The organism is Noviherbaspirillum sp. ST9 (assembly GCF_048799745.1).
Classification (GTDB): Bacteria; Pseudomonadota; Gammaproteobacteria; order Burkholderiales; family Burkholderiaceae_D; genus Noviherbaspirillum.
Window position 1 is genome coordinate 128,799 of the sequence record NZ_JBLWFR010000003.1, and the last position, 25,391, is coordinate 154,189.

Here is a 25,391-nt window from a genome sequence, read left to right on the forward strand (position 1 = left end):
AGGCCCGAACCGGCGAAAAGGAGAGGGCAAGACGGCGTCAGGCCGGTATGGATGAACGGGACACCAGCAGGCGCTCGAACTGGTCCGGCGGCACCGGACGCGAGAACAGGAATCCCTGCCCGAAGTCGCAGCCCGCGTGCTGTAGCCAATCACACTGTTCCGGCGTTTCCACCCCTTCCGCGATCACCTTCAGGCCGAGCTTGTGTGCCATCACGATGATGGTTTCCGCAATGGTCCGGCTGGTGCTGTTGGGGGCGGTGCCGCGAATGAAGGACTGGTCGATCTTGAGATAGTCGACGTCGAACTTCTTCAGGTAGGCCATGGAGGAATAGCCGGTCCCGAAATCGTCGATCGCCACCTGGATGCCCGCATCGCGCATGCTGAGCAATTGTTCCGCGGTCGCCGACGAGGTGTTGAACAGCAGGCCCTCCGTGATCTCTACCGAGATGCTGTTCCATGCCAGGCCGAATTCGCTCAGGTGGCGGCCCCAGTTCAGCCCGCCCTTGCGCTGCATGAACTGCAGCGGCGATGCGTTGACGCTAACCTGGAATAGCGATCCTGTGAGCTCGGTCCATCGCTTCGACCACGCCGTCGCCTGCATGAATACCCAGTTGCCGATTTCATTGATCAGGCCGCTTTCCTCGGCCAGGCCGATAAACTCGGACGGTGGCAGCATGCCTTTGTAGGGATGGTGCCAGCGCAGCAGCGCTTCGCCTTTCATGATCCGCCCGCGCGCCAGTTCCACGACGGGCTGGAAGTACAACTGCAGTTCGTTGCGCGGCAAGGCATTGCGCAACTCGCCCATCATCGTGATGCGGTGCCATGCCTGCTCCTGCATCGACCGCGTGAAGAAATGGAACTGGTTGCGCCCGGCGTTCTTCGAGACGTACATCGCCTGGTCGGCATTGCGCACCAGGTGTTCCGGGTCTTCGCCGTCGTCGGGATACACCGTGATGCCGATGCTTCCGGATACATGAACGCGTTCCTGCCCGAGTTCGAACGGCCGTGCCAGCGCGTCCAGGATTTTCTGCGCGATGTCTTCGACGTGGGCGCGGCTTTCGAGGTCGATCAGGATCACCGTGAATTCGTCGCCGCCCAATCGCGCGACGGTATCGGCGGCACGCACGCAGGAGCGGATGCGGTTGGCGCATTCGCGCAGCAGTTTGTCGCCCGCATCGTGGCCGAGCAGGTCGTTGACTTCCTTGAATCGGTCGAGGTCGATGAACAGCAAGGCGACCGGCTTTCCGCTGCGCTTGGCGCTCTGCACTTCCTTGTCCAGCCGGTCGCGGAACAGGTTGCGGTTGGGCAGGCTGGTCAGTGAATCGAAATTGGCCCGGCGCAACGTCTCCTGCTCGGTCGAAATGTCGATGGTCGTGCCCACCATGCGGGTTGCCCAGCCTTTCTCGTCGCGACTGACAACGGCGCCGCGCGACAACAGCCACTTCCAGCTGCCATCCTTGCAGCGGACGCGGTATTCCGCCGAAATGAACGGAATGCGTCCTTGCAAGCAGGCCATGGTATTCGCCCGGATCCTCTCCTGGTCCTCAGGATGGGTAATGGCCAGCCAGTTTTCGAGCCGGTTGCCGATTTCGTTCTCGTCATAACCCAGCATGGCTCTGCCGCGTGCGGAAAACACGAAGCGGTTGGCCGGAATATCCCAGTCCCACACGCCATCCCCGGCGGCTTCCAGGGCAAGGTGGAAGCGCTCCTCGCTTGCATGCAGGGCGTTGCGCGCGTGCACCTCGTTCGTCACGTTATGGCCGAAGGCAAGGATGCCGGCGACTGATCCGTCCGCTGCAAATATCGGCTGGAAGATGAAATCAATGTAAGCCTCGACCAGCGGCGCGCCCGGGGAGGGCTGCAGACGCAACTTGTGTGCTTGTCCCGCATAAGGCTGTCCGGTGGCGTACACCTTGTCGAGCAGCTGGATCAGCGGGTGCCCGGCAGCATGAGGAAAGGCTTCGCGTACCGGAATGCCGATGATCTGGCGATGGCATACCACCTTGTAGAAGGGCTGGTTGACGATTTCAAAGATATGCGTCGGGCCGCGCGTGACGCAGATGCCACCGGGAGCCCGGTCGAACAGTTCCTGGATCGGGAGCAAGCGGGAATGACTGCTTTCGTCGCGAACATCTTTGTCTGTTGCGTTCGGAAATACTTCGAAAACGGAACGTCCGGCAATATCGTCGCGCAAGAGTGACCACGCCGCGAGGAAGGCGTCGGTTGCCCCGGTAATCGTCAAGTCCTCACCCAGCATCAACAATGATTTCGTCGATGCATTGAAGTCCGGAAGGTCGTTCGTGGCTGCAGTCATTTGCCGCCCCGTTCAGCGGTGCACGGGATGTCACCATTGGGTGCTGACTAGTGACCTATAGTTCCATGCCAAAACGGGCAACTTGATGATGAACACGTCGAGATCTGATGGTCGAGACTGTTCGGCTGATTCCCGAATCGGCACGAAGTCTATGCAAGTTTTTCGTAAAACCCGGTAATCCTGTCCATTTGCTCCAGAATGCGTTCGCTTGTGGTCGCGACATTGGTCGCCAATTGGCGCTTTATTGCGTCCGCACCGACACGGGCCGCGAGCGCGTTCTCGAAGAACACCCATTGCTGGCGTGCCAGTTCCAGTTCGCTCTTGATCTGCACGGTGTTGTTCGGCACGCCGGAAAGCACGTCCAGCGCCTCGACGAACTCCTTGCGTGCGACTTCCAGTTTGCCTTTCGCATCCGCCGGATCGATGTTCCAGTTGATGGCCTGGTAAAACTTCGCCATCCTTTGCGACAGCATGCGCTGCCTTCCGGACAAGTTGACCAGGCGTCCGGCGCTGCTCGGCGATGTCTTCTCCAACTGGACGGTAGCGGTATGCGCCAGCGTCAGGACTTCCTCGCTGGCCGTCATGACATAGGCCGCGTCCTTGGTATTCGGCGCGCGTCCGACCAGCACTTCCTTGTAACGCAACCAGACCTTTTCCAGCTCGCCCAGCGTTGCCTTGTTGTCCGGGGACGGCGCAAAAGCCTTCAGTTCGACCAGCTGACGGTCGAACATAGCCAGCGACGTATCGAGTATGGTGCGCGAGCGCTCGAGATCGATCGACTGGCCGATCTGCAGATAGCTCTTTGCCAGCCGCTGCGACAACATGCGCTGCCGTCCGGCCTTGTTGATGGCGTCATTCAGGTTGACGATCTGCGCCGATGCGCGCTGCGTTGCCATGCTCCCCACGCCGATGAGCAACGTGCCGATGACGAACTGCCTTCTCTTCATTTTTTCTCCGTACTAAATGCTTGCGGCCCCAGCCGCCACATGCTGGAAAAGCAATATTTATTCCAATTGGAAACAGCCAAGGTGCGCACCAAATTTGCTTGTCCCATCAGGCTACCGCCGCACCAGGCTTGGGCGCTATAGGCAATTGTGCCTACCTTTGTCGTTACATTTGTTACGGTTGTGTAAATCATTGCTTGGTCGAAAAACCATATACTTTGGATAACGTTACCGATGCCGTTTTTTCCTTGCATCCTCGCTACAGAAAGGAGTGGCCATGATTCAAAAACTCAAACAACTGTTCGTCTCCTTCGTGATCGTGTCGTTCACCTTCGTCGGCTTCACCCAGTCGGTCCAGGCCGCGATGGTCAGCACCGAGCAAGCCGCCGCCGCCCACACTTCCCAGCAGAACAGGGAAAGACTTGCCGCGGCGCTCGACCGTCCCGATGTAGCGGCACAGCTTGAAAAAATGGGTGTCGACAAGACCGAGGCACAAGCGCGCGTGGCGGCCATGAACGATGAAGAAGTGGCGGCCATGGCCGGGCGCATCGACAGCCTCCCGGCGGGCGGCGATATCCTCGGCGCGATCGTGTTTGTTTTCGTGCTGCTGCTGGTGACTGACATCCTGGGTCTGACCAAGGTGTACCCGTTCACCCGCTCGGTTCGTTAAGCACACGCGTCAATGCGACCCGGAATGACCAGCTGCCGGCATCGATGGATGCCGGCGGCGCTCATTTTTCTGACGGTCTTGTTGACCGGATGCGCAACGCACACCCGCGCCCTGCTGCAGGACAGCGCGTCCCGCTTGCCGCCACGCGCCGAGCTGTCGTCGACACCCTTCTTCCCGCAGGAGCGCTATCAGTGTGGACCGGCATCGCTGGCGATGTCGCTGGCGACGGCGGGCATCGATGTCACTCCCGATGTGTTGAAACCGCAGGTCTATGTGCCGCAACGCGAAGGCAGCCTGCAGCCTGAAATGCTCGCCGCGGCTCGCCGCAACGGTGCCGTCGCCGTGACCATTCCCCCCAGTCTCGATGCCTTGCTGGCTGAGTTGGCCGGGGGCAATCCGGTCCTGGTCCTGCAAAACCTCAGCCTTTCCTGGGCGCCGCTCTGGCACTACGCGGTGGCCATCGGCTATGACCTCGAGCAGCAGGAAATACTCCTGCGCTCCGGCACGACCGAGCGGCTGGCGATGTCGCTCTATACCTTCGACAAGACATGGGAGCGCGGCAACCGCTGGGGCATGGTCACGCTGCCGCCGGGCCGTTTGCCGTCTACTTCCTCGGAAGCCACGGTTGTTGATGCGCTGGTTGCTTTCGAAAAGACCGCCAACGCCCCCCGCGCGCGGCAGGCGTACGCATCCGCATTGGAGCGATGGCCGCATAACCTCGTCCTGCAACTGGGATTGGGGAACACGGCCTATGCCGCCGGCGACCGCAGGGCAGCCGCTGCTGCATTTCGCCAGGCCACGCAGGAACATCCGGAGAATGCACCGGCATTCATCAATCTCGCAACGGTGCTTCTCGAGCTCGGGGAAGTGAAACAGGCGCGCCAGGCAGCGGAAAATGCGCTCGCCCTTGGCGGCCCATGGCGTGAGGCGGCCGCCTCGACGCTGAAGGCCATCGAGCAGGCGAAATAGGATCGCTGGACATCTCCGCGTTCGCTCGTCCTCCGGCCGCATCAACCACGAACTTCCCGAACGTATAATTTTGCGCATTCGCATCAATACAAGGGAACGCAATGCCGCACCCCGAAACATCATCCCTCGCTCATGAATGGGCGACTCTGCAAAACAACTACGAGGACTATGAAAAGAACGCCCTGCTGATCAAGCTGGGCGGTGCGGTTTTGGTTGTCTGCAGCCTGGCGTCTGTGCTGGACGCAGCATTCGCTGTTGCGTTGTTGCTGGTGCTGTGGGTACAGGAAGGCATCCTCAGGACCGGCCAGTCGCGCCTCGGGGTCAGGATCCTGCGCATCGAGCAGTTGCTCAGGCAGGCCACGCCGCAGGTCGCCTATGCCTGCCAGCTGCATTCCGAATGGCAGGCAGCGCGTCCGGGAACCGGCGGACTGCTGGGGGAGTATGCGAAGAATATGCTGCGGCCCACCGTGGCGTTCCCGTATGCGGTGCTGATCCTGCTGCAGCTCGGATGGTCGGTGTTCCGCTAAAAACAAAAGGCCCGGTGCATGAACCGGGCCTTTTTCGTATTTGGTTGCGGGGACAGGATTTGAACCTGTGACCTTCGGGTTATGAGCCCGACGAGCTGCCAGACTGCTCCACCCCGCGTCTGAGGGGGCGAATTCTACCGGCACCGATTCCGAAAAGCAAGCAAAAACCGAAAACTCTTTTCTATCCAAGGGATTTCAGTGAGATTCCTTGCTCTGGCGTTCCTTCCAGATAGTCGTGGCCGGCATTCGTCAGGCGCCAGAAGCCACTTTCCGATTCGGCGATCCAACCCTTGTCGGACAGCAGGTGCAAATGATGGCGAATCACAGCCGGGTCCGTATTGAGGCGGTTGGCAATTCCTGTCGCGTTGAGCAGCGGTTCCGGCGCTTCCAGGAGCTTTCCAAGAATCGCTTCCATCAGCATTTGATCTCGCTTCATGGTGTTGAAAATGGCAAAAAGAGTGATGTTAGCGGAATTGCTCGGACACGCGCCTATTCCGTTGCAAGCAACATGCCCCGCACTTGCTTGCACCAATATCCGACTGCATGGAGATATCCCTCCCACACGCAACCATTGCAGCCGCGACCGCAGCAGCTTGTCGGCTCTTCCGGCGGCGCGCGAAAAGCGATCTTCTTGTGTGCCAGTCGTCCGCCAAGATCGGCAATCCATTGCCTGGCTTCGGAAGCATTGGCGGGGAGCGGGCTGATCGCTTCGGCAGTCATGGGATCAAGCGTGCATGGGAGCGGGGCAGCGTCACGGCAGCAACGGCTTCTTGCGTGCCTGTTTGGCGCGAATGTCCTTGATCGTCTTTTCCATCGCCGCAATACGATAGTTAATGGACGGATGCAGGGCGGTATAGCCGTTGAGGACGGTTGCGGGGACCTGGCTGGCCATGCGCTGCCAGAAGGGGATCGCCAGGTCGATGTCGTAGCCGGCGCGGGCGAGCATGTACAGAGACAACTTGTCCGCCATCGCGTCGAGGTCCTGGGGCATCGGACGCAAGCCGGCCATGCCGCTCATGGCGCTCATGTCAGGACGAATGCGCGTCAGGTTGTCGATGATCCCGCCGATCGTCGCACTGGTGCGCTGCTTGGTCGCATGGGAGAGGGCGTTGTGCGCCATTTCCTTGGCCAGCACAAAGGCCAGTTCGTCGTCAGTGCGCACCGCGTTGAGCATGCCGCGCGTGACAAGCACGCGATGTCCGTCCGAGTAGGCAATGACGTTTTCCGTATTGCCGAGTTCGATGCCAAATGCACACGCATAGGTCAGCGGGACGTTCAGCGCTACGCGTGATCCGTCGCGCAGCACGGTCATGGCAATACTGGAGCGTCCGCTCATCATCGGCGCAAGAATGGAGGCCGCATCCCGCTCCGCGGTTTCGCCCTTCGGCAGGTTCTTGTCCTCGACTGCCAGCAGTACGTCACCATGCCGCACCCCTGCGCGTGCCGCACCGCCACCGGCCAGCACCCCCATGACTTGCAGGCGATCGTCCAGACCGAGGGATTTCTGGGCGGCGCCAGTGAATTCGTTCGAGTAGGAATAGCGGTTCTTTGCGGTGAAACCGAGCAGGTTGCGCGCGTTCTTCTTGCACAGGTCAGTGTTGTTCACGAGGAGGGGGGCGGCCACCCGGTAGAGGCGATCCTGCAGTGACACCATGGCCTGCAGCGCCTGCTGCTCGGCACTCACGCTTGGTGCAGGTTGCGAGGGCGCTGGAGCCGGGCGTGAGGGTTCGGACGGGGGGAGGCCGTCGGAGGGCGGAGGCACTGGCGTGGCACAAGCTGCCATCAGCAGTGCGGCCGGCAGTAGCACACCCTTGCGCGCATCCTGCCGCGTCGCTGCAAGCAGTGCGTGTCGCAAAAAAGCCCGCATCCGTCCCCCCTCCATTTCAGTGCTTTCCCGTGCTGCCGAAACCGCCGGCGCCACGCTCGCTGCTGTCGAACTCCTCGACCACATTGAATCCGACCTGCAGCACGGGAACGATCACGAGCTGCGCCAGACGTTCCATGGGATTGAGCGTGAATTCGGACTGCCCGCGATTCCAGGTGGATACCATCAGCTGGCCCTGGTAATCCGAGTCGATCAGGCCGACCAGGTTCCCCAGCACGATGCCATGCTTGTGCCCCATGCCGCTGCGCGGCAGGATCATCGCGGCATACCCGGGATCGCCAATGTGGATCGCTAGACCGGTCGGTACCAGGTGGGTTTCACCCGGTTTGATGGTGAGCGGCGCGTCAATGCATGCGCGCAGGTCCAGCCCGGCACTGCCGGCGGTCGCGTAGGCCGGCATTTGCTCTTTCATGCGCGGGTCGAGGATTTTGACGTCGATATTCTTCATTGGCGTAAGGATAAAGTGGTGCACCCGCCGTGCCAGCCGGGCATTACAAAAAGATACAGATCAGAGGCGTGACGCGATTTCGGTGACGAGCTGCCGTGCCAGGTCCTGTTTGCCGGCACGGGGAAGGCGCTGGTTGCCCTTGTCGTCAAAGAGGACCAGTTCGTTTTCGTCCTTGCCAAACGTCTGGTGGCCGATGTTGCCGACCAGCAGGGGGATGCCTTTCTTCTTGCGCTTTTCTTCGCCGTATTGCAGCAGGTTCTCCGATTCCGCCGCGAAGCCTACGCAGTAGGGATGGGCGGGCAGTGCGGCCACGGACGCAAGGATATCGGGATTCTGTTCGAACTGCAGTTGGGGAACGTCGCCTGCACTGTTCTTCTTCAGCTTCTGCTCGCTGGCATTGGCGATGCGCCAGTCCGCGACGGCGGCGACCGCAATGAACACATCCTGGCCGTCGACGCGCGACATGACGACGTCGTGCATCTGTTGCGCCGTCTGGACGTTGATGCGATGGACGCCATAAGGCGTTTCCAGCGCCGTCGGCCCGGACACCAAACACACATCGGCACCTGCCTCGCGGGCCGCGCGTGCGATTGCGTAACCCATCTTGCCGGACGAAAGGTTGGTGATGCCGCGCACCGGGTCGATCGGCTCGAAGGTTGGTCCGGCGGTTACCAGGATGCGTTTGCCTGCCAGCCGCTTGGGCTGGAACGAGGCGATCACTTCCTCGAGCAGTTGTTCCGGTTCGAGCATGCGACCCATGCCGGTCTCGCCGCAGGCCTGGTCGCCGGCGTCGGGGCCAAGGACGGCGATTCCATCCGCCTTGATCTGGGCGAGGTTGCGCTGTGTCGCCGGGTTTTGCCACATCTCGACGTTCATGGCCGGGGCAATCATCAGCGGGACGGTCATCGGACGCGCGACGCACAGCGTCGACAGCAGGTCGTCGCAGGCGCCATGCGCCAGCTTGAACATGAAATCGGTGGAGCAGGGGGCAATCACGACGGCATCGGCGTCGCGGGTCAGGTCGATGTGCGCCATGTTGTTGCCGATGCGCGCATCCCACTGGTCGGTGAACACGGTACGGCCGGAGAGCGCCTGCATCGTCACGGGTGTGATGAACTGCGTTGCCGCCTGCGTCATGACGACCTGTACCGTCGCGCCTGCCTTGACCAGTCCCCGCGTGAGTTCGGCGACCTTGTAGCAGGCGATGCCTCCCGTCATTCCGAGGACGATTTTTTTTCCGGCGAGATCCATGGAGCCTCCTGTTGTTCTAGTGGTGCAGTTGCGTCCCGACGCTATTTTCCGACACGGCGCAGTTCATCCAGGATGAACAGTCCGGCGCCCCCGACGATCGCCATGTCAGCGACGTTGAAGGCGGGCCAATGCCATCTGCCGACATAGAAATCGAGGAAGTCGACCACGTAGCCGTACAGTACGCGATCGATCAAGTTTCCGATCGCGCCGCCGAGGATCAGCGCCAGCGCCCAGCAGAAAAGCCGCTGGCCGGCATGGCGCTTGAGCAGGTAGATGATGAATACCACCGCGGCGACCGCAATGCCGGTGAACAGATAGCGCTGCCACCCGGACTCGGCGGCGAGGAAACTGAACGCTGCTCCTTTGTTGTGGGCGCGAACGATATTGAAGAACGAGGTCACTGCCAGCGACTCGCCATAACTGAAGAGGCGCGTGATGGTGACCTTGGTGATCTGGTCGATCAGGACGATGATGATCGCAATGCCGAGCCACGGCGTCATGCTGGTGCTCGGGCTGGCGGAGAGGTTCTTGAAGCTCTTCTGTTTTGCCATGGGATCTCTGAAAGGAGTCATTCCCGCCGGGGCCTCAGCGGCCCCGCGGGAACGACAGGGGAGGATTAGGCAAACCGGCGTGCTTCGCCGTTGCCGAACAGGTTGCTCACACAGCGGCCGCAAATGCCGGGATGGTCGGCGTGCGTGCCGACGTCGGCGCGGTAATGCCAGCAGCGCTCGCACTTCTGCTGCGAGGACGGCGTGACGACGACGCCTTCCTCGGCTTCGCTTGCCACCTTCGTCACCTTGGCCTGCGAGGTGATGAAGACGAACTTGAGGTCGTCGCCGAGGCTGTCGAGCAGCGCGAACTTGTCGCCGCTGGCCTTGATGTCGACTTCAGCCTGGAGCGACGAGCCGATGCCACCGGCGACGCGTACTTCTTCCAGTTGCTTGGTCACCTCGGCCCGCAGTTCGCGGACTGCCGAGAACTTGTCGAGCAGGACGGCCGCGTCGGCGACTTCCGGCAGGGTGTAGTACACCTGCGTGAAGATGGTCTCGTCGCTTTCCGCATAGCCTTCCTTGCCGGCAAATACAGCCCATGCCTCTTCGGCGGTAAAGGAGAGCATCGGCGCCATCACGCGCAGCAGCGCATGGGTGATGTGCCAGATCGCGGTCTGCGCCGAGCGGCGCGCCTTGGACGTCGTGCCGCAGGTGTAGAGACGGTCCTTCAGGATGTCGAGGTAGAAGCCGCCCAGGTCCTCCGAGCAGTACATCTGCAGCTTGGCGACAACCGGATGGAATTCGAAGCCCTCGAAGTGCTGCAGGATTTCACCCTGCAGTTGCGCCATGCGGGCGATCGCGTAGCGGTCGATTTCGAACAGCTCGGCAACCGGTACCGCATCTTTCTTCGGATCGAAGTCGGAAGTATTCGCCAGCAGGAAGCGCAGCGTGTTGCGGATGCGGCGGTAGGATTCCACGACGCGCTTGAGGATCTCGTCGGAGATCGACAGTTCGCCGGAATAGTCCGTCGATGCGACCCACAGGCGCAGGATTTCCGCACCCAGCGAGTCGGACACCTTTTGCGGTGCGACGACGTTGCCCTTGGACTTGGACATCTTCTTGCCTTCGCCGTCCACGACGAAACCGTGGGTCAGCAGCGCCTTGTACGGCGGGCGGCCGTCGGTCATGGACGAGGTCAGCAGTGAGGAGTGGAACCAGCCGCGGTGCTGGTCCGATCCTTCCAGATACAGGTCGGCCGGGAAGTGGGACTCGTCCGCATGCGAGCCGCGCAGCACGGTCTGATGCGTGGAGCCGGAATCGAACCACACGTCCAGCGTGTCCTTGTTCTTCACGTACATCTCGGCGTCGGCGCCGAGCAAGTCCTTCGGGTCGAGTGCCTGCCAGGCTTCGATGCCGTTCTGTTCCACGAGCTTGGCGACGGCTTCAAGCAGTTCCGGCGTGCGCGGATGCAGCTCGCCGGTTTCCTTGTGCACGAAGAATGCCATCGGGACGCCCCACTGGCGCTGGCGCGACAGGGTCCAGTCCGGACGGTTGGCGATCATGCCGTGCAGGCGCGCCTTGCCCCAGGACGGGAAGAAGGCGGTGGCTTCCACGCCGGCCAGCGCGGTTTCGCGCAGGCTCTTGCCGCCATCCTTCGGCGCGACATCCATGCCGGCGAACCACTGCGAGGTCGCGCGGTAGATGATCGGCGACTTGTGGCGCCAGCAGTGCATGTAGCTGTGGTCGAACATGACCAGCTTGAACAGCGAGCCGACTTCCTCCAGCTTGGCGCAGATCGGCTTGGACGCTTCCCAGATCGTCATGCCGCCGAAGAAAGGCAGCCAGGAGGCGTACTTGCCGTCGCCCATGACCGGCTTCAGGATTTCGTCGTCGGTCATGCCGTGCGACTTGCAGGATACAAAGTCGTCCAGGCCGTAAGCCGGTGCCGAGTGCACGATGCCGGTACCGGTGTCGAGCGTGACGTAATTGCCGACGTAGATCGGCGAGAAGCGGTCGTAACCCTTGTCGGCATTCGCAAACGGATGCTTGAACTTGATCATCGACAGCGCTTCACCGCCACACGTGGCGATGATCTTGCCGTCCAGGCCGTAACGCTGCAGGCAGGAAGCCACCAGTTCTGCCGCAAGCAGCAGCAGGATGGTCTCGCCGTTGCGCTCGGTCTGCACCAGCGCATAGCGATGCTCCGGGTGCACGTTCAGCGCCTGGTTGGCGGGGATGGTCCACGGCGTCGTGGTCCAGATCACCGCATAGCCCTTGTCGGTCGGCAGCTTGTCAAGGCCGAAGGCGTGCGCAAGCTTGTCGTGTTCGGCAAACGGGAAGCCGACGTCGATGGCCGGATCACGCTTGTCCTGGTACTCCACTTCCGCTTCCGCCAGGGCGGAACCGCAGTCGAAGCACCAGTTCACCGGCTTCAGGCCGCGGTAGACGTAACCCTTGTCGAGGATCTTCCCGAGCACGCGGATCTCGTCGGCTTCGTTCCGGAATTCCATGGTCTTGTACGGACGATCCCAGTCACCAAGCACCCCGAGGCGGATGAAGTCCTTTTTCTGGCGCTCGATCTGCTCGCTGGCATAGGCGCGCGACTTGGCTTGCACTTCGGCCGTCGGCAGGTGCTTGCCGAACTGCTTTTCGATCTGGATTTCGATCGGCATGCCGTGGCAGTCCCAGCCGGGGATGTATTGCGCATCGAAGCCGGCCATGTTGCGGGCCTTGACGATCATGTCCTTGAGAATCTTGTTGACGGCGTGGCCGATGTGGATGTCGCCGTTCGCGTACGGCGGGCCATCGTGCAGGATCCACTTCGGACGTCCCTTGGACGCCTTGCGGATGCGCTGGTAGATCTTCTTTTCCTGCCATTCCTTGACCCACTTGGGTTCGCGCTTGGCGAGGTCGCCGCGCATCGGGAAGGGCGTGTCGATCAGGTTGACCGGGTACTTGTTTTTTTGCTCGGACATGATGGTTTCAGTCGTAAAAATCGGTTGGATCAAACAGCGGGCATGGTCTGTCTGATCGTCAAATTCGGTCGGTGGCGGAGACTGCCTGTGCTTCGCGTGCCTTGAAGTAGTCGCGTGCCTGTTGCGCGTCGCGGTCGATCGCCGCGGTCAGCGTCGGCAGGTCGATGTACTTTTCCTCGTCGCGCAGCTTTTTCAGGAATTCCACGCGGATCACCTTGCCGTAGCACTGTTCGTTGTAGTCGAACACATAGGTCTCGAGCAGCACGCGGCCCGCATCCTCGATGGTCGGCCGTACACCGAGGCTGGCGACCCCCGGCAGTGGTTCGTCCGCCAGTCCGTGCACCTGCACGACGAAGACGCCCGAAATCGCGGGTCGCTTGTGTGTCACCCGCAGGTTCATGGTCGGGAAGCCAATGGTGCGGCCAAGCTTCTTGCCGTGGGCGACGTGGCCGGAAATTGCGTAGGGGTGACCGAGCAGCTGCGCGGCGAGCGCGAAATTGCTGCCGGCAAGGGCTGCACGCACGGCGGAGGACGAGATGCGCGTGCCATCGTTCATGACGGTTGGCAGTGCCTCGACATGGAAGCCGTACTTCTTGCCCGCTTCGATCAGCGTGGCGACATTGCCGGCGCGTTTGGCGCCGTAACAGAAGTCTTCGCCTACCATCAGCCATTTCACGTGCAGGCCCTGCACCAGGACTTTTTCGACGAAGTCATCCGGCGACATGGACGCGAAATGGGCGTTGAAGTGCTCGACAATGACGCGGTCCACGCCGGCGTTTTCCAGGGACTGCAGCTTGTCGCGCAGGTTGGCGATGCGGGTGGGCGCTCTCGACAGGTCGCCGGCCATGCGCGCAAAGAATTCGCGCGGGTGCGGCTCGAAGGTCATGACGGCCGCTTCGACGCCGAGCCTGGTCGCGGCTTCGCGCACGCGCGCCAGCAGTGCCTGGTGGCCGCGATGCACGCCGTCGAAGTTGCCGATCGTGAGCGCACATGCCGCCCGTGATGCAGCGTTGGGAAGTCCGCGAAATACCTTCATGCAGGTCGATCCGAAAGGTTTACGGAAAACCCATGATTATAAATGCTTTCCGGGGCTTTTCTTTTCCGCAAGGAGCCGATCTACGTGCCGAGCGGGTCCTGCCGGTAATAGTGGGACAGCAGGCGGTAGACCTCGGGATAGTCTTCGGACAGCGGTTCGGGCAAGACGAAGAAGGCTTCCGAGGCAACGGCGAAGAATTCGGCGGGATGCCGCGCGGCGTAAGGATCGAGCGGCAAGTCGCCGAACAATTCGTCGTACAGCGCGGCATGCTCAGGCCGGTTGTCGTCGAAATCCTCGGGCAGCGCAGCGTCCCGTTCGTCCACGCGCCGGACGAAATCCTCGTAGGCACCGGAAAACACCTTTTTCCAGTGCCCCGAAGCGATGCCGCGATGAAAATCGGCCAGGAACGGCGGGCAACCGTTGGCCGCGCCGCGCGCCATGTCGATCTTGTGCGTGAATTCGTGGATGACGACGTTGTAGCCGGGGGCATCGCTTTCCTGTGCGTCTTCCCACGACAGGACGACGGCGCCGCCAGCATGCACCGCCTCGCCCGACGCGGGCTCATGCCATTCATGCACAATGCCGGCTTCATCCATCTCGCTCTGCGGAATCATGAAGGCCGACGGGTAGACAATGATGCCCGCCATGTCGTCGTACAGGTCGAGTGTCAGGTTGAGGACGGGGAGCGCTGCCTGGGCGGCGATCAGGACGGCTACTTCATCCGTCAGCGCGAAATCCGCCGCGCCGGTAAATGTCTTTCTGGCAAGAAGTTCTTCGCACAGGCCTTTCAGTTGCGCGCATTCGGCAGGCGTCAGACGGTCGAGAAATGGCAGCCGCTCCAGGCTGGCGGCCCACAGCGACGGGGGGATTTCGGGTTTTCGGCGGTTGAAGAGGTGTCGGAGCCATTGCATATCGCGCATTGTCGCGGATATCGCATCGGCTCGCCAATCAGTGATAGCGCCCGAGGAAATGATCGAGCAAGTTGCTCATGTTGCCAAGGCCTCCAGGAGGAACATGTCCCGCAGGCGTCAGCTTGTCGACGAGGTCCGGCAGCATGTCGCCAAGCTGGTTCGCGGCTTCCTGCTCCGTTAGTCCGGTTTCTTCGGAAATTTGCCGCAGCTGGCCCGCGTCGAGCACCTGCAGCATCTGGTCTCCCGACACAGGCACATTTTCACCGCCGCCGATCCAGGACTGGATGATATTGCCCAGTCCCGCCTGGTTGAACTGATGGACAAGGCCGTAAATGCCGCCGGCCTGCCCGTTGTTGGCCAGCAACGATAAAGCCGCTTGCATCAACTTCATTCGAGAATCCATCATCGGCAGGTGGTTGCCGCCGAGCATGTTGATTGCCTTGTCGAGAATTCCCATCCTGCCCCCCTGAATCCGGCCGGTAAAAGTCCTCACCATAGAAGAAACCGGGGGATGCCGGGAAGGAATCTGCGCAATCTTTGATCCGAATAGAACGAATCCTACATTTCCCCCCACACGGCATTAAGTGCGGCGAGGGCGGCGAGGGCGGCGGTTTCCGTGCGCAGGACACGCGGGCCGATGGAAAGAGGAAGCACGCCGCGCGCCACCGCGCTGCGCTCTTCCTGTTCGGAAAAGCCGCCTTCGGGACCGATCAGCAGGGCGACGGCCTGTGCGGGATGATGGCGCGCCCACTCGGAAAGGGGCTGCTGGGCGCGTGGTGACAGCATGATCCTTGTGTGCAGGTTCTGTTGCCCGATCCAATCGCTGAAGTCGACCGGCTCGCCGACATGGAGGAGGCGGTTGCGTCCGCTCTGCTCCGCAGCCGAGGCGGCGATGCTTCGCCAGTGCTCCAGCTTTTTCGCGGCACGTTCGGCATTCAGACGTACCACGCAGCGTTGCGCGGCAATCGGCTGGACGGCGCACGCGCCCAATTCCACTGCCTTTTCGATGATCCAGTCGATTTTCGACCCTTCAGGCAGCGCTTGTGCAATTGTCACGGAATAGGGGAGCTCGACTTCGCGCGGAGAGAAGGCCTTTACCTCGGCCGACGCACGCTTTTTCTCGACGGATGCCAACGTTGCCGTGAATTCGCCGCCGTCGCCGTTGAAGAGGGTGATCGATTCTCCGACCGGCAGGCGCAGGACGTGAATATGGTGGGCAATCGCTTCCGGCAACGTGATGAGCACGCCAATGGCGAGCGGGGCAGGGTAATAGAAACGCGGCATGATTCAGATGCCCCGCCCGGGCTGCGTTTCATCAATGACAATATTGTGTATTGCATGCAGGATAAGAAAATCCGATGTCAGCATGGCAAGCGGCGTGGGAGCCTCGATTTTCATGACGGGCAGTTGGCAAAAGGGAATCCCCCGATTGTAATTCCGGATGGATCAGTCTGGTAAAATAACGGGCTTTGCATCCTCCGGTTCCGTAGAAACGGGATCCGCTCCAAGACCCGCCACATACCTGATTTGACATGACTTCTTCTCTCCCCACCAGCAAGATGGCCAATGCGATTCGCGCACTGGCGATGGACGCCGTGCAGAAGGCGAACTCCGGCCACCCCGGCATGCCCATGGGCATGGCCGAGATCGCCGTCGCCCTGTGGGCAAAGCACTATCGCCACAACCCGGCGAATCCGCACTGGATCGACCGCGACCGCTTCGTCGTCTCCAATGGCCACGGTTCCATGCTGCACTACGCGCTGCTACACCTGAGCGGCTACGACCTGCCGATGGAAGAGATCAAGAACTTCCGCCAGCTGCATTCCAAGACCGCCGGTCACCCGGAAGTGCACATTACCCCTGGTGTGGAAACCACCACCGGCCCGCTCGGCCAGGGCATCACCAACGCTGTCGGCATGGCGCTCGCCGAGCGTCTGCTTGGCGCTGAATTCAACAAGCCCGGCTTCGACGTCGTCAACCACTACACCTACGTATTCCTTGGCGACGGCTGCCTGATGGAAGGTATTTCGCACGAAGCCTGCTCGTTCGCCGGCGCGCTGCGCCTGAACAAGCTGATCGCGCTGTACGACGACAACGGTATCTCCATCGACGGCCACGTCGAAGGCTGGTTCATCGACGACACGCCGAAGCGCTTCGAAGCCTACAACTGGAACGTGATCCGCAACGTGGACGGCCACGATGTCGCCGCCGTCGAGGCCGCCATTGCTGCCGCGAAGAAGTCTGACAAGCCGACCCTGATCTGCTGCAAGACCGTCATCGGCAAGGGCAGCCCGAACAAGGCCGGCACGCACGACGTGCACGGCGCCGCCCTGGGCGACAAGGAAATCGCCGCTACCCGCGAAGCAATCGGCTGGACGCACGCACCGTTCGAGATTCCCGCCGACGTCTACTCCGCGTGGGACGCCAAGTCCTCCGGTCAGAAACTGGAAAGCGAGTGGGACGCGCTGTTCAAGGCTTACGGTGAGCGCTATCCGCAGGAAGCGGGCGAGCTGCTGCGCCGCATGAAGGGCGAACTGCCGGGCAACTTCAACGAAGTGATCGATGCCTATGTGAACACCTGCGTCGAGAAGAAGGAAACCATCGCCACCCGCAAGGCGAGCCAGAATGCCATCCAGGCACTGGCTCCGGCGCTGTCCGAGTTCCTCGGTGGCTCCGCCGACCTGACCGGTTCCAACCTGACCAACTGGAAGGAATGTGTCGCTGTCCGTGCCGACAAGGCCGGTAACCACATCAACTACGGTGTGCGCGAATTCGGCATGAGCGCGATCATGAACGGTATTTCCCTGCACGGCGGCTACATCCCGTTCGGCGGCACCTTCCTGACCTTCTCCGACTACAGCCGCAACGCGCTGCGCATGGCGGCGCTGATGAAGACCCGCTCGATCTTCGTCTTTACCCACGATTCCATCGGCCTCGGCGAAGACGGCCCGACCCACCAGTCGGTCGAGCACGTGTCCAGCCTGCGCCTGATCCCCAACCTCGAAAACTGGCGTCCTTGCGACACGGTCGAATCGGCCATTGCATGGAAGCACGCCGTCGCCCGCCGCCACGGCCCGACCACGCTGATCTTCTCGCGCCAGAACCTGCCCTACGTCGAGCGCACGCCGGAACAGATCGTCGCCATCAACCGCGGCGGCTATGTACTGCGCGACGCGGAAGGCGCGAAGGCGATCCTTATCGCTACCGGTTCCGAGGTCGAACTGGCGCTCAAGTCCGCGGACGAACTGGCCAAGCAGGGCATCCCGGTGCGTGTCGTCTCGATGCCGAGCACCGACCTGTTCGACCGCCAGGATGCCGTCTACAAGGCCAGCGTTCTGACCAAGGGTGTGCCGCGCGTCGCCATCGAGGCTGGCGTCACTGATTTCTGGTACAAGTACGTCGGCCTGGAAGGTGCCGTCGTCGGTATCGACACCTTCGGCGAATCGGCGCCGGCGGGTGTGCTGTTCAAGCACTTCGGCTTTACGACGGATAACGTCGTCGCCAAGGTGAAATCGGTTTTGGCTTAATTACGTTCAGGAGAAAACCACATGACCATTCGCGTCGCAATCAACGGCTATGGCCGCATCGGCCGCAACATCCTTCGCGCGTTCTACGAAGGCGGCAAGAAGCAAGACATCCAGATCGTTGCCATCAACGACCTGGGCAATGCGCAATCGAACGCGCACCTGACCCGCTACGACACCGCCCACGGCAAGTTCCCGGGTACCGTTGAAGTCGACGGCGAATTCATGATCGTCAACGGCGACAAGATCAAGGTCTTCGCCCAGCGCGATCCGGCGCAGATTCCCTGGGGCGAGCTGAACGTCGACGTCGTGCTCGAGTGCACCGGCTTCTTCACCACGAAGGAAAAGGCTTCCGCACACCTGAAGGGCGGCGCGAAGAAGGTCATCATCTCCGCTCCGGGCGGCAAGGATGTGGACGCCACCGTTGTGTTCGGCGTGAACCAGGGCGTGCTGAAGGCGTCCGACGCCGTCATCTCCAACGCTTCCTGCACTACCAACTGCCTGGCACCGCTGGTCAAGCCGCTGCACGACAAGATCGGCGTTGAAACCGGCCTGATGACCACCGTCCACGCCTACACCAACGACCAGGTGCTGACCGACGTGATGCACGAAGACCTGCGCCGCGCACGTTCCGCGACCCAGTCCATGATCCCGACCAAGACCGGCGCCGCTGCTGCAGTCGGCCTGGTGCTGCCGGAACTGAACGGCAAGCTGGACGGCTACGCCATCCGCGTTCCGACCATCAACGTCTCCATCGTCGACCTGTCCTTCGTCGCCGCACGCGACACCACCGTCGATGAAGTCAACGCGATCATGAAGGATGCGGCCAACGGCGCACTGAAGGGCATCCTGACCTACAACACCGATCCGCTGGTCTCCGTGGACTTCAACCACAACCCGGCTTCGAGCAACTTCGACGCCACCCTGACCAAGGTCTCCGGCCGCCTGGTGAAGGTGTCCTCCTGGTACGACAACGAGTGGGGCTTCTCCAACCGTATGCTCGACACGACCGTTGCACTGATGAGCGCCAAGTAATCGGCACTCCGCAGCAAGTCAAGACGCCCCGCTTGCGGGGCGTTTTCTTTTTGCGGACTCCGGGAAGCTGTCTACCAACGCGGCCAGTCCGCAATAATCGCCTCCGCCGCGATCTTGTCGACTGGCGGGGAGAAGTAGAATCCCTGCGCGTACTCCACATCCAGCTTGCGCAACTGCGCGAGATGGGACACGGTTTCGACGCCTTCCGCGATGATGTCCATGTTCAGCGTGTGGGCGAGCGTGACGATGGTTTGCACGATGTCGGCTTCACGCCGGCTTTCATCCATGCGCCGGATGAAGGAGGCATCGATCTTCAGCGTGTTGACCGGGAACCGGTGCAGGTAGGACAGCGACGAATACCCGGTGCCGAAATCGTCCATCAGCAGCTTGATGCCCTTGTCGCGAAGCTTGACCAGGACCGCCGCGGCTTCTTCGACGTGTTCCATGATGACGGTTTCAGTCACTTCCAGCTTCAGGTTGCTGGTGCAGAGTCCGGTTTCGTCCAGCACCTGTTCGATCTGCTGCATGAGGTTGGGTTGCACGAACTGGCGTCCGGCCAGATTGACACTCATTTGCAGCGGCGGATACTCCGGGAACTTCATCTGCCAGGCCCGCATCTGCTGACAGGCTTCGCGCAGTACCCAGCGGCCGATATGCACAATGAGGCCGGTCTCTTCCGTGATGTGGATAAACTCATTGGGCAGGACCAGCGAGCCGTCCGGACGGCGCATCCGGACCAGGGCTTCAAAGCCCGACAGCCGCCCCGTGTCGAGCGCAATGATCGGCTGGTAGTGGACCTCGAACTCGCGACCCTTGAGCACGGCTTGCCGCAGTTTGGTCTCCATGTCCAGCAGGGCGATTGCACGCACGCGCAGGTTGGTCTCGAACACCTCGGTGCGCGCGCCGCCGCGCGCCACCGCGCGATGGTTCGCGGTTTCCGCGTCGCGCAGGAGGTCGGCGGGATCGGTATAGCCCGGCTTTGCGAGCGCGATGCCGATGCTCGCGGTCGTGAATACCTCGTAGGTTTCCAACGTATAAGCGCTGATCAACGCGCCTTGCAGTTGTTCAGCGAAGCGTTCCGCCTCGGCGGCATCGTGGACATTGTTGACGACAATCGCAAAGCTGTCGCCATCAAGATGCCCGACGCTGTCGCCCAGTCGCAGGCCATCGCCGAGCCGACGCGATACGTTGATGAGCAGCTGGTCGCCGACTTGCCGGCCGAGACTGTCGGTGATGACGCGGAAGCGGTCCAGTGTGAGGAAGAGCACCGCGAAGCCGTAATCGTTGCTCGTCCGGGCGTGTTCAAGGGCATCGTTAAGCTTGTCCAGCATCAGCGCGCGGTTCGGCAGGCCGGTGAGGCTGTCGCGCAGAGGTTCTTTCTCGATCACGGAGGCGATCATGATGCGCGCGGATGCGGCGCCGATGACCCGCGCCAGTTGCGCTTCGGACATACTGACGAGTTCCGCGTCCGCTTCTCGCGGCCACTTCAGGCCCTGCCGTTTCGCATAATCGGAAAAGGTCGCCTCCGCACGTGCCGGCCCGAGAAAGCGGGACAGGACCGCATGCAGCTCGGGCAGCGAGCCGCGCGCGCGCCAGACCTGTTCGGGGGCGCCGCGCTCATGCTTGAATACGTCGACGAACAGTGCCGCCTGGGTCTGCTCAATCGCGGTCTGGCCGCTCAAGACGGACACCCCGATGAAGGCGCCGACGTTGGCCACCATGCTCCAAACCAGCGCGTGCGTGATCTCGTCGAGGCCGTCCAATCCGAAGAGCTGGAGCGGGCGCAGTAACTCAATGCCGAACGGTCCGTGGGAAAGCAGTTCCACGGGCAGCCAGCCGGAACGCACGAACGCCGGAATCATGAGCGTATACATCCATAGCAGGAAGCCCGCGCCAAGCCCGGCAAACGCCCCCGGGCGGGTCGCGCCCTTCCAGTAGATGCCCCCGAGCACGGCGGGTGCAAACTGGGCGACCGCGGCGAAGGAGATGAGGCCGATGGACACCAGGGCGTAGGCCTCGCTGGCGAAACGGTAATAGGCATATCCCATCAGCATGCCGAGGATGATGGTGACGCGCCGGATGCCGAGCAGCAGGCCCGACAGGTCTTTCCGCTCCGTCAACTTGAGCTGCCGGATGCGCAGCAGGGCCGGCATGACCAGGTCGTTGCATACCATGGTTGACAGCGCGATCGATTCGACAATCACCATGCCGGTTGCCGCCGAAAAGCCGCCGATGAAGACGAACAGGGCCAGTGCGGGATTGTCTTGTGACAGGGGCAAGGTCAGGACAAAGGTGTCGGGATTGACGCCGCCTCCGGCGAAGTGAAGCATGCCGCCGAAGGCGATCGGCAGTACAAAAATGTTGAACAGCAGCAGATAAAGAGGAAACAGCCAGATCGCCTTGCCCAGGTGTGCTTCGTCGACGTTTTCCACGACCGCCACCTGGAACTGGCGGGGCAGGAAGATGATGGCCAGCATGGAAATCAATGCCACGGAAAACAGCGATGCCCAGCTATGGTAGACGTCGATCCGGTCGTTGCCGATTGTGAATGCCGCCTTTGCCTGGGGAAGCTGTTCCGCCTTGCCGAAGAGGTCGGACAATCCGTCATACATGCCCCAAGTGACGAATACGCCGACGCACAGGAAGGCAACGATCTTCACCAGTGACTCGAAAGCGATGGCCGCAACCATGCCTTCGTGGCGCTCGGCCGCATCGATGTGCCGGGTGCCGAAGACGACAGTGAATGCGGCGAGGATTATGGCGACGTAGAACGCCGTGTCCTCCCACACGGGAAGCGGTTGCGACGAAACGGGTACGACGAGGTCGGGGTAGTTCACCAGGACATTGAAACTGGCGGAGATCGCCTTGAGCTGGAGGGAAATGTAGGGCGTGACGCCGACCACGGCGATGGTCGTCACGAGCCCCGCGAGCAGGCCGCTCTTCCCGTAGCGGGAAGAAACGAAGTCAGCCAGCGAGGTGATGTGATTGTCCTTGGCGATACGGATGATCTTGCGCAGCACCAGCCATCCCACCGTCATCATGATGGTCGGCCCGAGGTAGACCGGAAGGAAGCCGATGCCGCTGCCCGCCGCGCGACCGACGCTGCCGTAGAAGGTCCAGGCGGTTGCGTAGACTGCCAGCGACAGGGAATAGACGTACGGATTGGAAATGATGCTCTTGCCGGAGGCCGCCGCCCGGTCCCCGTAGTACGCGACCCCGAACAGCAGGCCGAGATAGGCAAAGGCGACGACGACGATGAGTGCGCCGGGAATCATTCAGCCACCACCCATGCAGAAAGGATGGCCGCCATGGCTCACCTCTTTTCCGCGACGAACGCGAGCAGGGCGATCAGCCCCGCCCAGGCGCCGAAGACATACACGTACAACAGGGGAACACCCAGCACCGTCTCAGACTTGTTGAACAACGCCAGCAGCGGATAGTTGAACAACAGGTTGCCGAGGAGGAACAAGGCAACCATCCGTTGCCCCTTCACATTTGGCTTGTTCATGCAGCACTCCCGGTTCCCGGCATCGATAGGGATGCCGGGTCCTCCCACGCATTGTGCTCCAATCAAGATAGTATTTTTAGCAAGAAATGCAACTCGACTGGGAGCGAAAGTACCGAGTGTGAATATCCATATGTATCAGCCGGTTACGCCCTCGACCAGCGTGGCCGTCCAAAGCGCCTTGACCTGCTCCACCTGCGTGGCGACGCGCTCCATGTCGACGCGCGCGCGGTCGCTGCCCTGCAGCCGGATCTGGTGCTGCAGCTTGCGGAACATCCGGTAGGCGTCGGCGACGGCGTTCGCGAGGGGGGCGTCGATCAGGCCCAGATCGCCGCACAGCTTCAGCAGCGCGATATTGCCGATGTCGGCGGTCAATTGCGGGAAACGCGATGCATGCAGCAGGACGAGATACTGGACGATGAATTCGATGTCGATCATTCCGCCGGTATCGTGCTTCAGGTCAAACTGCGTCGAGCGGTTCGGATGGGCATCGTGCATTTTTTTGCGCATCGCGCACACTTCCGTGCGCAGCGTGCCTTCCTCGCGCGTCTGGCGCAGCACCGATTCGCGGATCGCTTCGAAGCGGGCTCCGATAGCGGCGTCGCCCGCGCAGAAACGCGCACGGGTCAAGGCTTGATGTTCCCAGACCCAGGCCGACGTGGCCTGGTATTTTTCGAACGCGGCGAGCCGTGACACAAGCAGGCCGCTCGCGCCGTCCGGGCGCAGCGCGATATCGATGTCGAACAGGATGCCGGCCGGCGTGTGGCTCGTCATCCAGGTGATGAAACGTTGCGCCAGTTTCGCATACAGCCCAGGCGCTTCCTGGTCCTCGTCGTCGTACAGGAAGATCACATCCAGGTCGGACGCATAACCGAGTTCCTTGCCGCCCAGCTTGCCGTAAGCGACAACTGCGAACTTCGGCGTCTCGCGATGCCGGCTGTGGATGGTTTGCCAGACAGCCCTGATTGTGGCATCGACGAGGATGTCGGCCAGCGCGGACAGGTGGTCGGCGAGGCGCTCGACGGTCAGCGTGCCTTCGAGATCCTGCGCCAGCAGGCGGAACAGCTGGGCGTGGTGCAGGTCGCGCAGCACGTTCATCTGATGTTCCGTGTCGCCGTTGGCCGCGTCGAGCTGGCGCTGGACTTCGCCGGCAAACGCGGTCCAGTCCGGCGCCGCATTCAGTGTGCGGTCTTCGAGCAGTTCATCGAGCAGGATCGGATGGCGCGTCAGGTACTTTGCTGCCCAGTCGCTCGCGCTCATCGTCCGGATGACGCGGCCGAGGGTATGTGGATACTCGGTCAACAGCGCAAGATAGGCGGCACGGCGCGCGATGGCTTCGAAGAAATCCAGCAGGCGTCCCAGCGTTGCCTTGCGCGCATCGGTCAGCTCGGCAATCTGCGGCAAGGCAGCATTGACGAGTGCCTGCAGTTTTCCGCGGCTGGCATCGGGCAGCGAGGCCAGCTTGGGCGATTGCCAGGTGGCGAGCAGGCGCTGTGCCGCGGCGGGCACGTCGTCAAAACCCAGCGACGACAGCCGTGCTTCAATCGCCTCGTGTCCATCATCATGCGACAGGGCGGTTTGCGCTGGCGATTCAGCCGCCGCCGGCTGCGCCTGGCCATTGCGCTTGTCGCTGAACATGGCGTCGAATTGCGCGGCGACGACTGCGCGGTGCGCGTCGAGTTCTTCCAGCATTGCTTCGACATCGGTAAAGCCCATCATCTTTGCGATCGTCAGACGGTCGTCCGGATTGGCGGGGAGGGTGTGCGTTTGCGCATCGTCGAGATATTGCAGGCGGTGTTCGAGGTTGCGCAGGAAGGTGTAGGCCTCCAGCAGTTGCGACACCTCGTCGGCCGTCAGCAGGTTTTTCTCGACCAGGGTCGCAAGTGTTTTGCGCGTCGAGCGGTCGCGCAGCGACACGTCGCGGCCGCCGCGGATCAGCTGGAACACTTGCGCGAGGAACTCCACTTCGCGGATCCCGCCCCGGCCGAGCTTGACGTTGTTGGTACGGCCCGGATGGCGCGCTTCCTGGCGCTGGACCTCGGCGCGGATCTGCGCATGCATGTTGCGCAACGCCTCGATGGCGCCAAAATCCAGGTAGCGGCGGTATACGAAGGGCCGGACAATCTGTTCCAGGATGGCGATATCGGAGGGACGTCCTGTCATCGCGCGCGCTTTGACCCAGGCGTAGCGTTCCCATTCCCGTCCCTGCACGATCAGGTATTCCTCCACCATTCCAAAGCTCGCCGCCAGCGGACCCGATGCGCCATTCGGCCGCAAGGCCATGTCGACCCGGAAGGTAAAGCCGTCCTCGGTGATCTCCGACAGCGCGGCGATCAGCTTCTTGCCGAGGCGGACAAAGAATTCGTGGTTGGACAACGGGCGCTGTTCCGGACTTGTTGTCTGCGTGTCACCGTTTTCCGGATAGACGAAGATCAGGTCGATGTCGGAAGAGACATTCAGCTCATGGCCGCCCAGCTTGCCCATGCCGAGGACGATCAGTTCCTGCGGCTCGCCGGATTCGTTGCCGATCGGCGTACCGTGCGCCTCGATCATCTCCGCGTTGAGGGCGGCTAGGTGCGTCTGCACCGCAAAGTCCGCAAATTCGCTGATGGTTCGCAGGACTTCGTCCAGGTCGGCATTGCCGCGCAAGTCACGGTCGATCAAGTGGCACACCACGAGATTGCGCAGCCTGCGCATGGCGCGCTGGAGCGGCATGCCGGCCTCTGTTTCTTTTTGTAACAGGCGGGCAAAATCGACAGGCGTCATGGATAATTCGGCAAGTTCCGCCGCCATGCCCGCGCGCGCCGGGTCTGCATTCAGCCAGCGAGCGTAGAACCGCGATGCAATGTTACTGGTCAAATAGGATTGGGTCACAATATCAAGGGGAGTGTCGATGGGGGAGTCTT

At 61.7% G+C, this 25,391-nt stretch carries 22 protein-coding genes and 1 tRNA gene; 5 read left to right on the plus strand and 18 right to left on the minus strand.

Annotation, left to right across the window (positions count from 1 at the left end; all coding sequences use genetic code 11):
• Positions 1–37: 37 nt before the first annotated feature.
• The 3 genes from ACNOHI_RS07105 to ACNOHI_RS07115 form a co-directional block, all read right to left on the minus strand.
• Complete coding sequence (locus ACNOHI_RS07105; RefSeq protein WP_420473974.1) at positions 38–2,314, minus strand: putative bifunctional diguanylate cyclase/phosphodiesterase; 2,277 nt, start codon at positions 2,312–2,314, stop codon at positions 38–40.
• Between the two features lie 149 nt (positions 2,315–2,463).
• Positions 2,464–3,261, minus strand: coding sequence for a type IV pili methyl-accepting chemotaxis transducer N-terminal domain-containing protein (locus tag ACNOHI_RS07110; protein ID WP_420473975.1), 798 nt, complete (start codon positions 3,259–3,261; stop codon positions 2,464–2,466).
• Positions 3,258–3,512, minus strand: coding sequence for a hypothetical protein (locus ACNOHI_RS07115; RefSeq protein ID WP_420473976.1), 255 nt, complete (start codon positions 3,510–3,512; stop codon positions 3,258–3,260). The genes ACNOHI_RS07110 and ACNOHI_RS07115 overlap by 4 nt, the downstream gene beginning before the upstream one ends.
• A gap of 23 nt (positions 3,513–3,535) precedes the next feature.
• Here ACNOHI_RS07115 and ACNOHI_RS07120 point away from each other — a divergent pair, with 23 nt between their 5' ends.
• The 3 genes from ACNOHI_RS07120 (at position 3,536) to ACNOHI_RS07130 (ending at position 5,424) form a co-directional block, all read left to right on the plus strand.
• Positions 3,536–3,928 (plus strand): PA2779 family protein, encoded by a 393-nt coding sequence (locus tag ACNOHI_RS07120; protein ID WP_420473977.1) that lies wholly within the window; start codon positions 3,536–3,538, stop codon positions 3,926–3,928.
• 24 nt (positions 3,929–3,952) lie between these two features.
• Entirely contained in the window at positions 3,953–4,897 is a 945-nt protein-coding gene (locus ACNOHI_RS07125) for a PA2778 family cysteine peptidase (RefSeq protein ID WP_420473978.1), read from the plus strand.
• Between the two features lie 101 nt (positions 4,898–4,998).
• Positions 4,999–5,424, plus strand: coding sequence for a hypothetical protein (locus ACNOHI_RS07130; RefSeq protein WP_420473979.1), 426 nt, complete (start codon positions 4,999–5,001; stop codon positions 5,422–5,424).
• Positions 5,425–5,465: 41 nt separating this feature from the next.
• Here the strand turns inward: ACNOHI_RS07130 and ACNOHI_RS07135 are convergent.
• The 12 genes from ACNOHI_RS07135 to ACNOHI_RS07190 form a co-directional block, all read right to left on the minus strand.
• Positions 5,466–5,542 (minus strand) — tRNA-Met (locus ACNOHI_RS07135).
• 63 nt (positions 5,543–5,605) lie between these two features.
• Positions 5,606–5,845: a hypothetical protein gene (locus ACNOHI_RS07140; RefSeq protein WP_420473980.1), complete on the minus strand. Its 240-nt coding sequence runs from the start codon at positions 5,843–5,845 to the stop codon at positions 5,606–5,608.
• Positions 5,846–5,913: 68 nt separating this feature from the next.
• Positions 5,914–6,144, minus strand: coding sequence for an oxidoreductase-like domain-containing protein (locus tag ACNOHI_RS07145; protein WP_420473981.1), 231 nt, complete (start codon positions 6,142–6,144; stop codon positions 5,914–5,916).
• A 31-nt stretch (positions 6,145–6,175) separates the two neighbouring features.
• Positions 6,176–7,291: a M48 family metallopeptidase gene (locus ACNOHI_RS07150; protein ID WP_420473982.1), complete on the minus strand. Its 1,116-nt coding sequence runs from the start codon at positions 7,289–7,291 to the stop codon at positions 6,176–6,178.
• 16 nt (positions 7,292–7,307) lie between these two features.
• Positions 7,308–7,757, minus strand: coding sequence for a dUTP diphosphatase (gene dut, locus ACNOHI_RS07155; protein WP_420473983.1), 450 nt, complete (start codon positions 7,755–7,757; stop codon positions 7,308–7,310).
• Between the two features lie 60 nt (positions 7,758–7,817).
• A complete protein-coding gene (coaBC, locus tag ACNOHI_RS07160; RefSeq protein WP_420473984.1) occupies positions 7,818–9,008 on the minus strand; it encodes a bifunctional phosphopantothenoylcysteine decarboxylase/phosphopantothenate--cysteine ligase CoaBC in 1,191 nt (396 codons plus the stop codon).
• A gap of 41 nt (positions 9,009–9,049) precedes the next feature.
• On the minus strand, positions 9,050–9,559 hold the full coding sequence (lspA, locus tag ACNOHI_RS07165; RefSeq protein WP_420473985.1) for a signal peptidase II: 510 nt from the start codon (positions 9,557–9,559) through the stop codon (positions 9,050–9,052).
• Between the two features lie 65 nt (positions 9,560–9,624).
• Positions 9,625–12,474 carry an isoleucine--tRNA ligase gene (ileS, locus tag ACNOHI_RS07170; protein WP_420473986.1) on the minus strand — a complete coding sequence of 950 codons (2,850 nt, stop codon included), beginning with the start codon at positions 12,472–12,474 and terminating at the stop codon, positions 9,625–9,627.
• 58 nt (positions 12,475–12,532) lie between these two features.
• A complete protein-coding gene (locus ACNOHI_RS07175; protein ID WP_420473987.1) occupies positions 12,533–13,510 on the minus strand; it encodes a bifunctional riboflavin kinase/FAD synthetase in 978 nt (325 codons plus the stop codon).
• Between the two features lie 80 nt (positions 13,511–13,590).
• A complete protein-coding gene (locus tag ACNOHI_RS07180) occupies positions 13,591–14,421 on the minus strand; it encodes a zinc-dependent peptidase (RefSeq protein WP_420473988.1) in 831 nt (276 codons plus the stop codon).
• Between the two features lie 37 nt (positions 14,422–14,458).
• The gene (locus ACNOHI_RS07185; protein WP_420473989.1) at positions 14,459–14,878 is read right to left on the minus strand and encodes a YidB family protein; all 420 of its coding nucleotides are present in this window, start codon (positions 14,876–14,878) and stop codon (positions 14,459–14,461) included.
• 101 nt (positions 14,879–14,979) lie between these two features.
• The gene (locus ACNOHI_RS07190; RefSeq protein WP_420473990.1) at positions 14,980–15,705 is read right to left on the minus strand and encodes a 16S rRNA (uracil(1498)-N(3))-methyltransferase; all 726 of its coding nucleotides are present in this window, start codon (positions 15,703–15,705) and stop codon (positions 14,980–14,982) included.
• Positions 15,706–15,953: 248 nt separating this feature from the next.
• Here ACNOHI_RS07190 and tkt point away from each other — a divergent pair, with 248 nt between their 5' ends.
• Both tkt and gap read left to right on the plus strand, forming a co-directional pair.
• Positions 15,954–17,948, plus strand: coding sequence for a transketolase (tkt, locus tag ACNOHI_RS07195; RefSeq protein WP_420473991.1), 1,995 nt, complete (start codon positions 15,954–15,956; stop codon positions 17,946–17,948).
• 21 nt (positions 17,949–17,969) lie between these two features.
• On the plus strand, positions 17,970–18,980 hold the full coding sequence (gap, locus tag ACNOHI_RS07200) for a type I glyceraldehyde-3-phosphate dehydrogenase (protein ID WP_420473992.1): 1,011 nt from the start codon (positions 17,970–17,972) through the stop codon (positions 18,978–18,980).
• Positions 18,981–19,051: 71 nt separating this feature from the next.
• Here the strand turns inward: gap and ACNOHI_RS07205 are convergent, their stop codons facing one another.
• The 3 genes from ACNOHI_RS07205 to glnE form a co-directional block, all read right to left on the minus strand.
• Entirely contained in the window at positions 19,052–22,255 is a 3,204-nt protein-coding gene (locus ACNOHI_RS07205) for an EAL domain-containing protein (RefSeq protein ID WP_420473993.1), read from the minus strand.
• A gap of 38 nt (positions 22,256–22,293) precedes the next feature.
• Entirely contained in the window at positions 22,294–22,488 is a 195-nt protein-coding gene (locus tag ACNOHI_RS07210) for a hypothetical protein (protein WP_420473994.1), read from the minus strand.
• 135 nt (positions 22,489–22,623) lie between these two features.
• Entirely contained in the window at positions 22,624–25,359 is a 2,736-nt protein-coding gene (gene glnE, locus ACNOHI_RS07215; RefSeq protein WP_420473995.1) for a bifunctional [glutamate--ammonia ligase]-adenylyl-L-tyrosine phosphorylase/[glutamate--ammonia-ligase] adenylyltransferase, read from the minus strand.
• Positions 25,360–25,391: the final 32 nt, after the last annotated feature.

Excerpts from the sequence above, each read along its gene's own strand:
- ACNOHI_RS07105 (WP_420473974.1), bottom strand. The coding sequence starts at position 2,314 with ATGACTGCAGCCACGAACGACCTTCCGGACTTCAATGCATCGACGAAA.
- ACNOHI_RS07110 (WP_420473975.1), bottom strand. The coding sequence starts at position 3,261 with ATGAAGAGAAGGCAGTTCGTCATCGGCACGTTGCTCATCGGCGTGGGG.
- ACNOHI_RS07115 (WP_420473976.1), bottom strand. The coding sequence starts at position 3,512 with ATGCAAGGAAAAAACGGCATCGGTAACGTTATCCAAAGTATATGGTTT.
- ACNOHI_RS07120 (WP_420473977.1), top strand. The coding sequence starts at position 3,536 with ATGATTCAAAAACTCAAACAACTGTTCGTCTCCTTCGTGATCGTGTCG.
- ACNOHI_RS07125 (WP_420473978.1), top strand. The coding sequence starts at position 3,953 with ATGACCAGCTGCCGGCATCGATGGATGCCGGCGGCGCTCATTTTTCTG.
- ACNOHI_RS07130 (WP_420473979.1), top strand. The coding sequence starts at position 4,999 with ATGCCGCACCCCGAAACATCATCCCTCGCTCATGAATGGGCGACTCTG.
- ACNOHI_RS07140 (WP_420473980.1), bottom strand. The coding sequence starts at position 5,845 with ATGCTGATGGAAGCGATTCTTGGAAAGCTCCTGGAAGCGCCGGAACCG.
- ACNOHI_RS07145 (WP_420473981.1), bottom strand. The coding sequence starts at position 6,144 with ATGACTGCCGAAGCGATCAGCCCGCTCCCCGCCAATGCTTCCGAAGCC.
- ACNOHI_RS07150 (WP_420473982.1), bottom strand. The coding sequence starts at position 7,291 with ATGCGGGCTTTTTTGCGACACGCACTGCTTGCAGCGACGCGGCAGGAT.
- dut (WP_420473983.1), bottom strand. The coding sequence starts at position 7,757 with ATGAAGAATATCGACGTCAAAATCCTCGACCCGCGCATGAAAGAGCAA.
- coaBC (WP_420473984.1), bottom strand. The coding sequence starts at position 9,008 with ATGGATCTCGCCGGAAAAAAAATCGTCCTCGGAATGACGGGAGGCATC.
- lspA (WP_420473985.1), bottom strand. The coding sequence starts at position 9,559 with ATGGCAAAACAGAAGAGCTTCAAGAACCTCTCCGCCAGCCCGAGCACC.
- ileS (WP_420473986.1), bottom strand. The coding sequence starts at position 12,474 with ATGTCCGAGCAAAAAAACAAGTACCCGGTCAACCTGATCGACACGCCC.
- ACNOHI_RS07175 (WP_420473987.1), bottom strand. The coding sequence starts at position 13,510 with ATGAAGGTATTTCGCGGACTTCCCAACGCTGCATCACGGGCGGCATGT.
- ACNOHI_RS07180 (WP_420473988.1), bottom strand. The coding sequence starts at position 14,421 with ATGCAATGGCTCCGACACCTCTTCAACCGCCGAAAACCCGAAATCCCC.
- ACNOHI_RS07185 (WP_420473989.1), bottom strand. The coding sequence starts at position 14,878 with ATGGGAATTCTCGACAAGGCAATCAACATGCTCGGCGGCAACCACCTG.
- ACNOHI_RS07190 (WP_420473990.1), bottom strand. The coding sequence starts at position 15,705 with ATGCCGCGTTTCTATTACCCTGCCCCGCTCGCCATTGGCGTGCTCATC.
- tkt (WP_420473991.1), top strand. The coding sequence starts at position 15,954 with ATGACTTCTTCTCTCCCCACCAGCAAGATGGCCAATGCGATTCGCGCA.
- gap (WP_420473992.1), top strand. The coding sequence starts at position 17,970 with ATGACCATTCGCGTCGCAATCAACGGCTATGGCCGCATCGGCCGCAAC.
- ACNOHI_RS07205 (WP_420473993.1), bottom strand. The coding sequence starts at position 22,255 with ATGATTCCCGGCGCACTCATCGTCGTCGTCGCCTTTGCCTATCTCGGC.
- ACNOHI_RS07210 (WP_420473994.1), bottom strand. The coding sequence starts at position 22,488 with ATGAACAAGCCAAATGTGAAGGGGCAACGGATGGTTGCCTTGTTCCTC.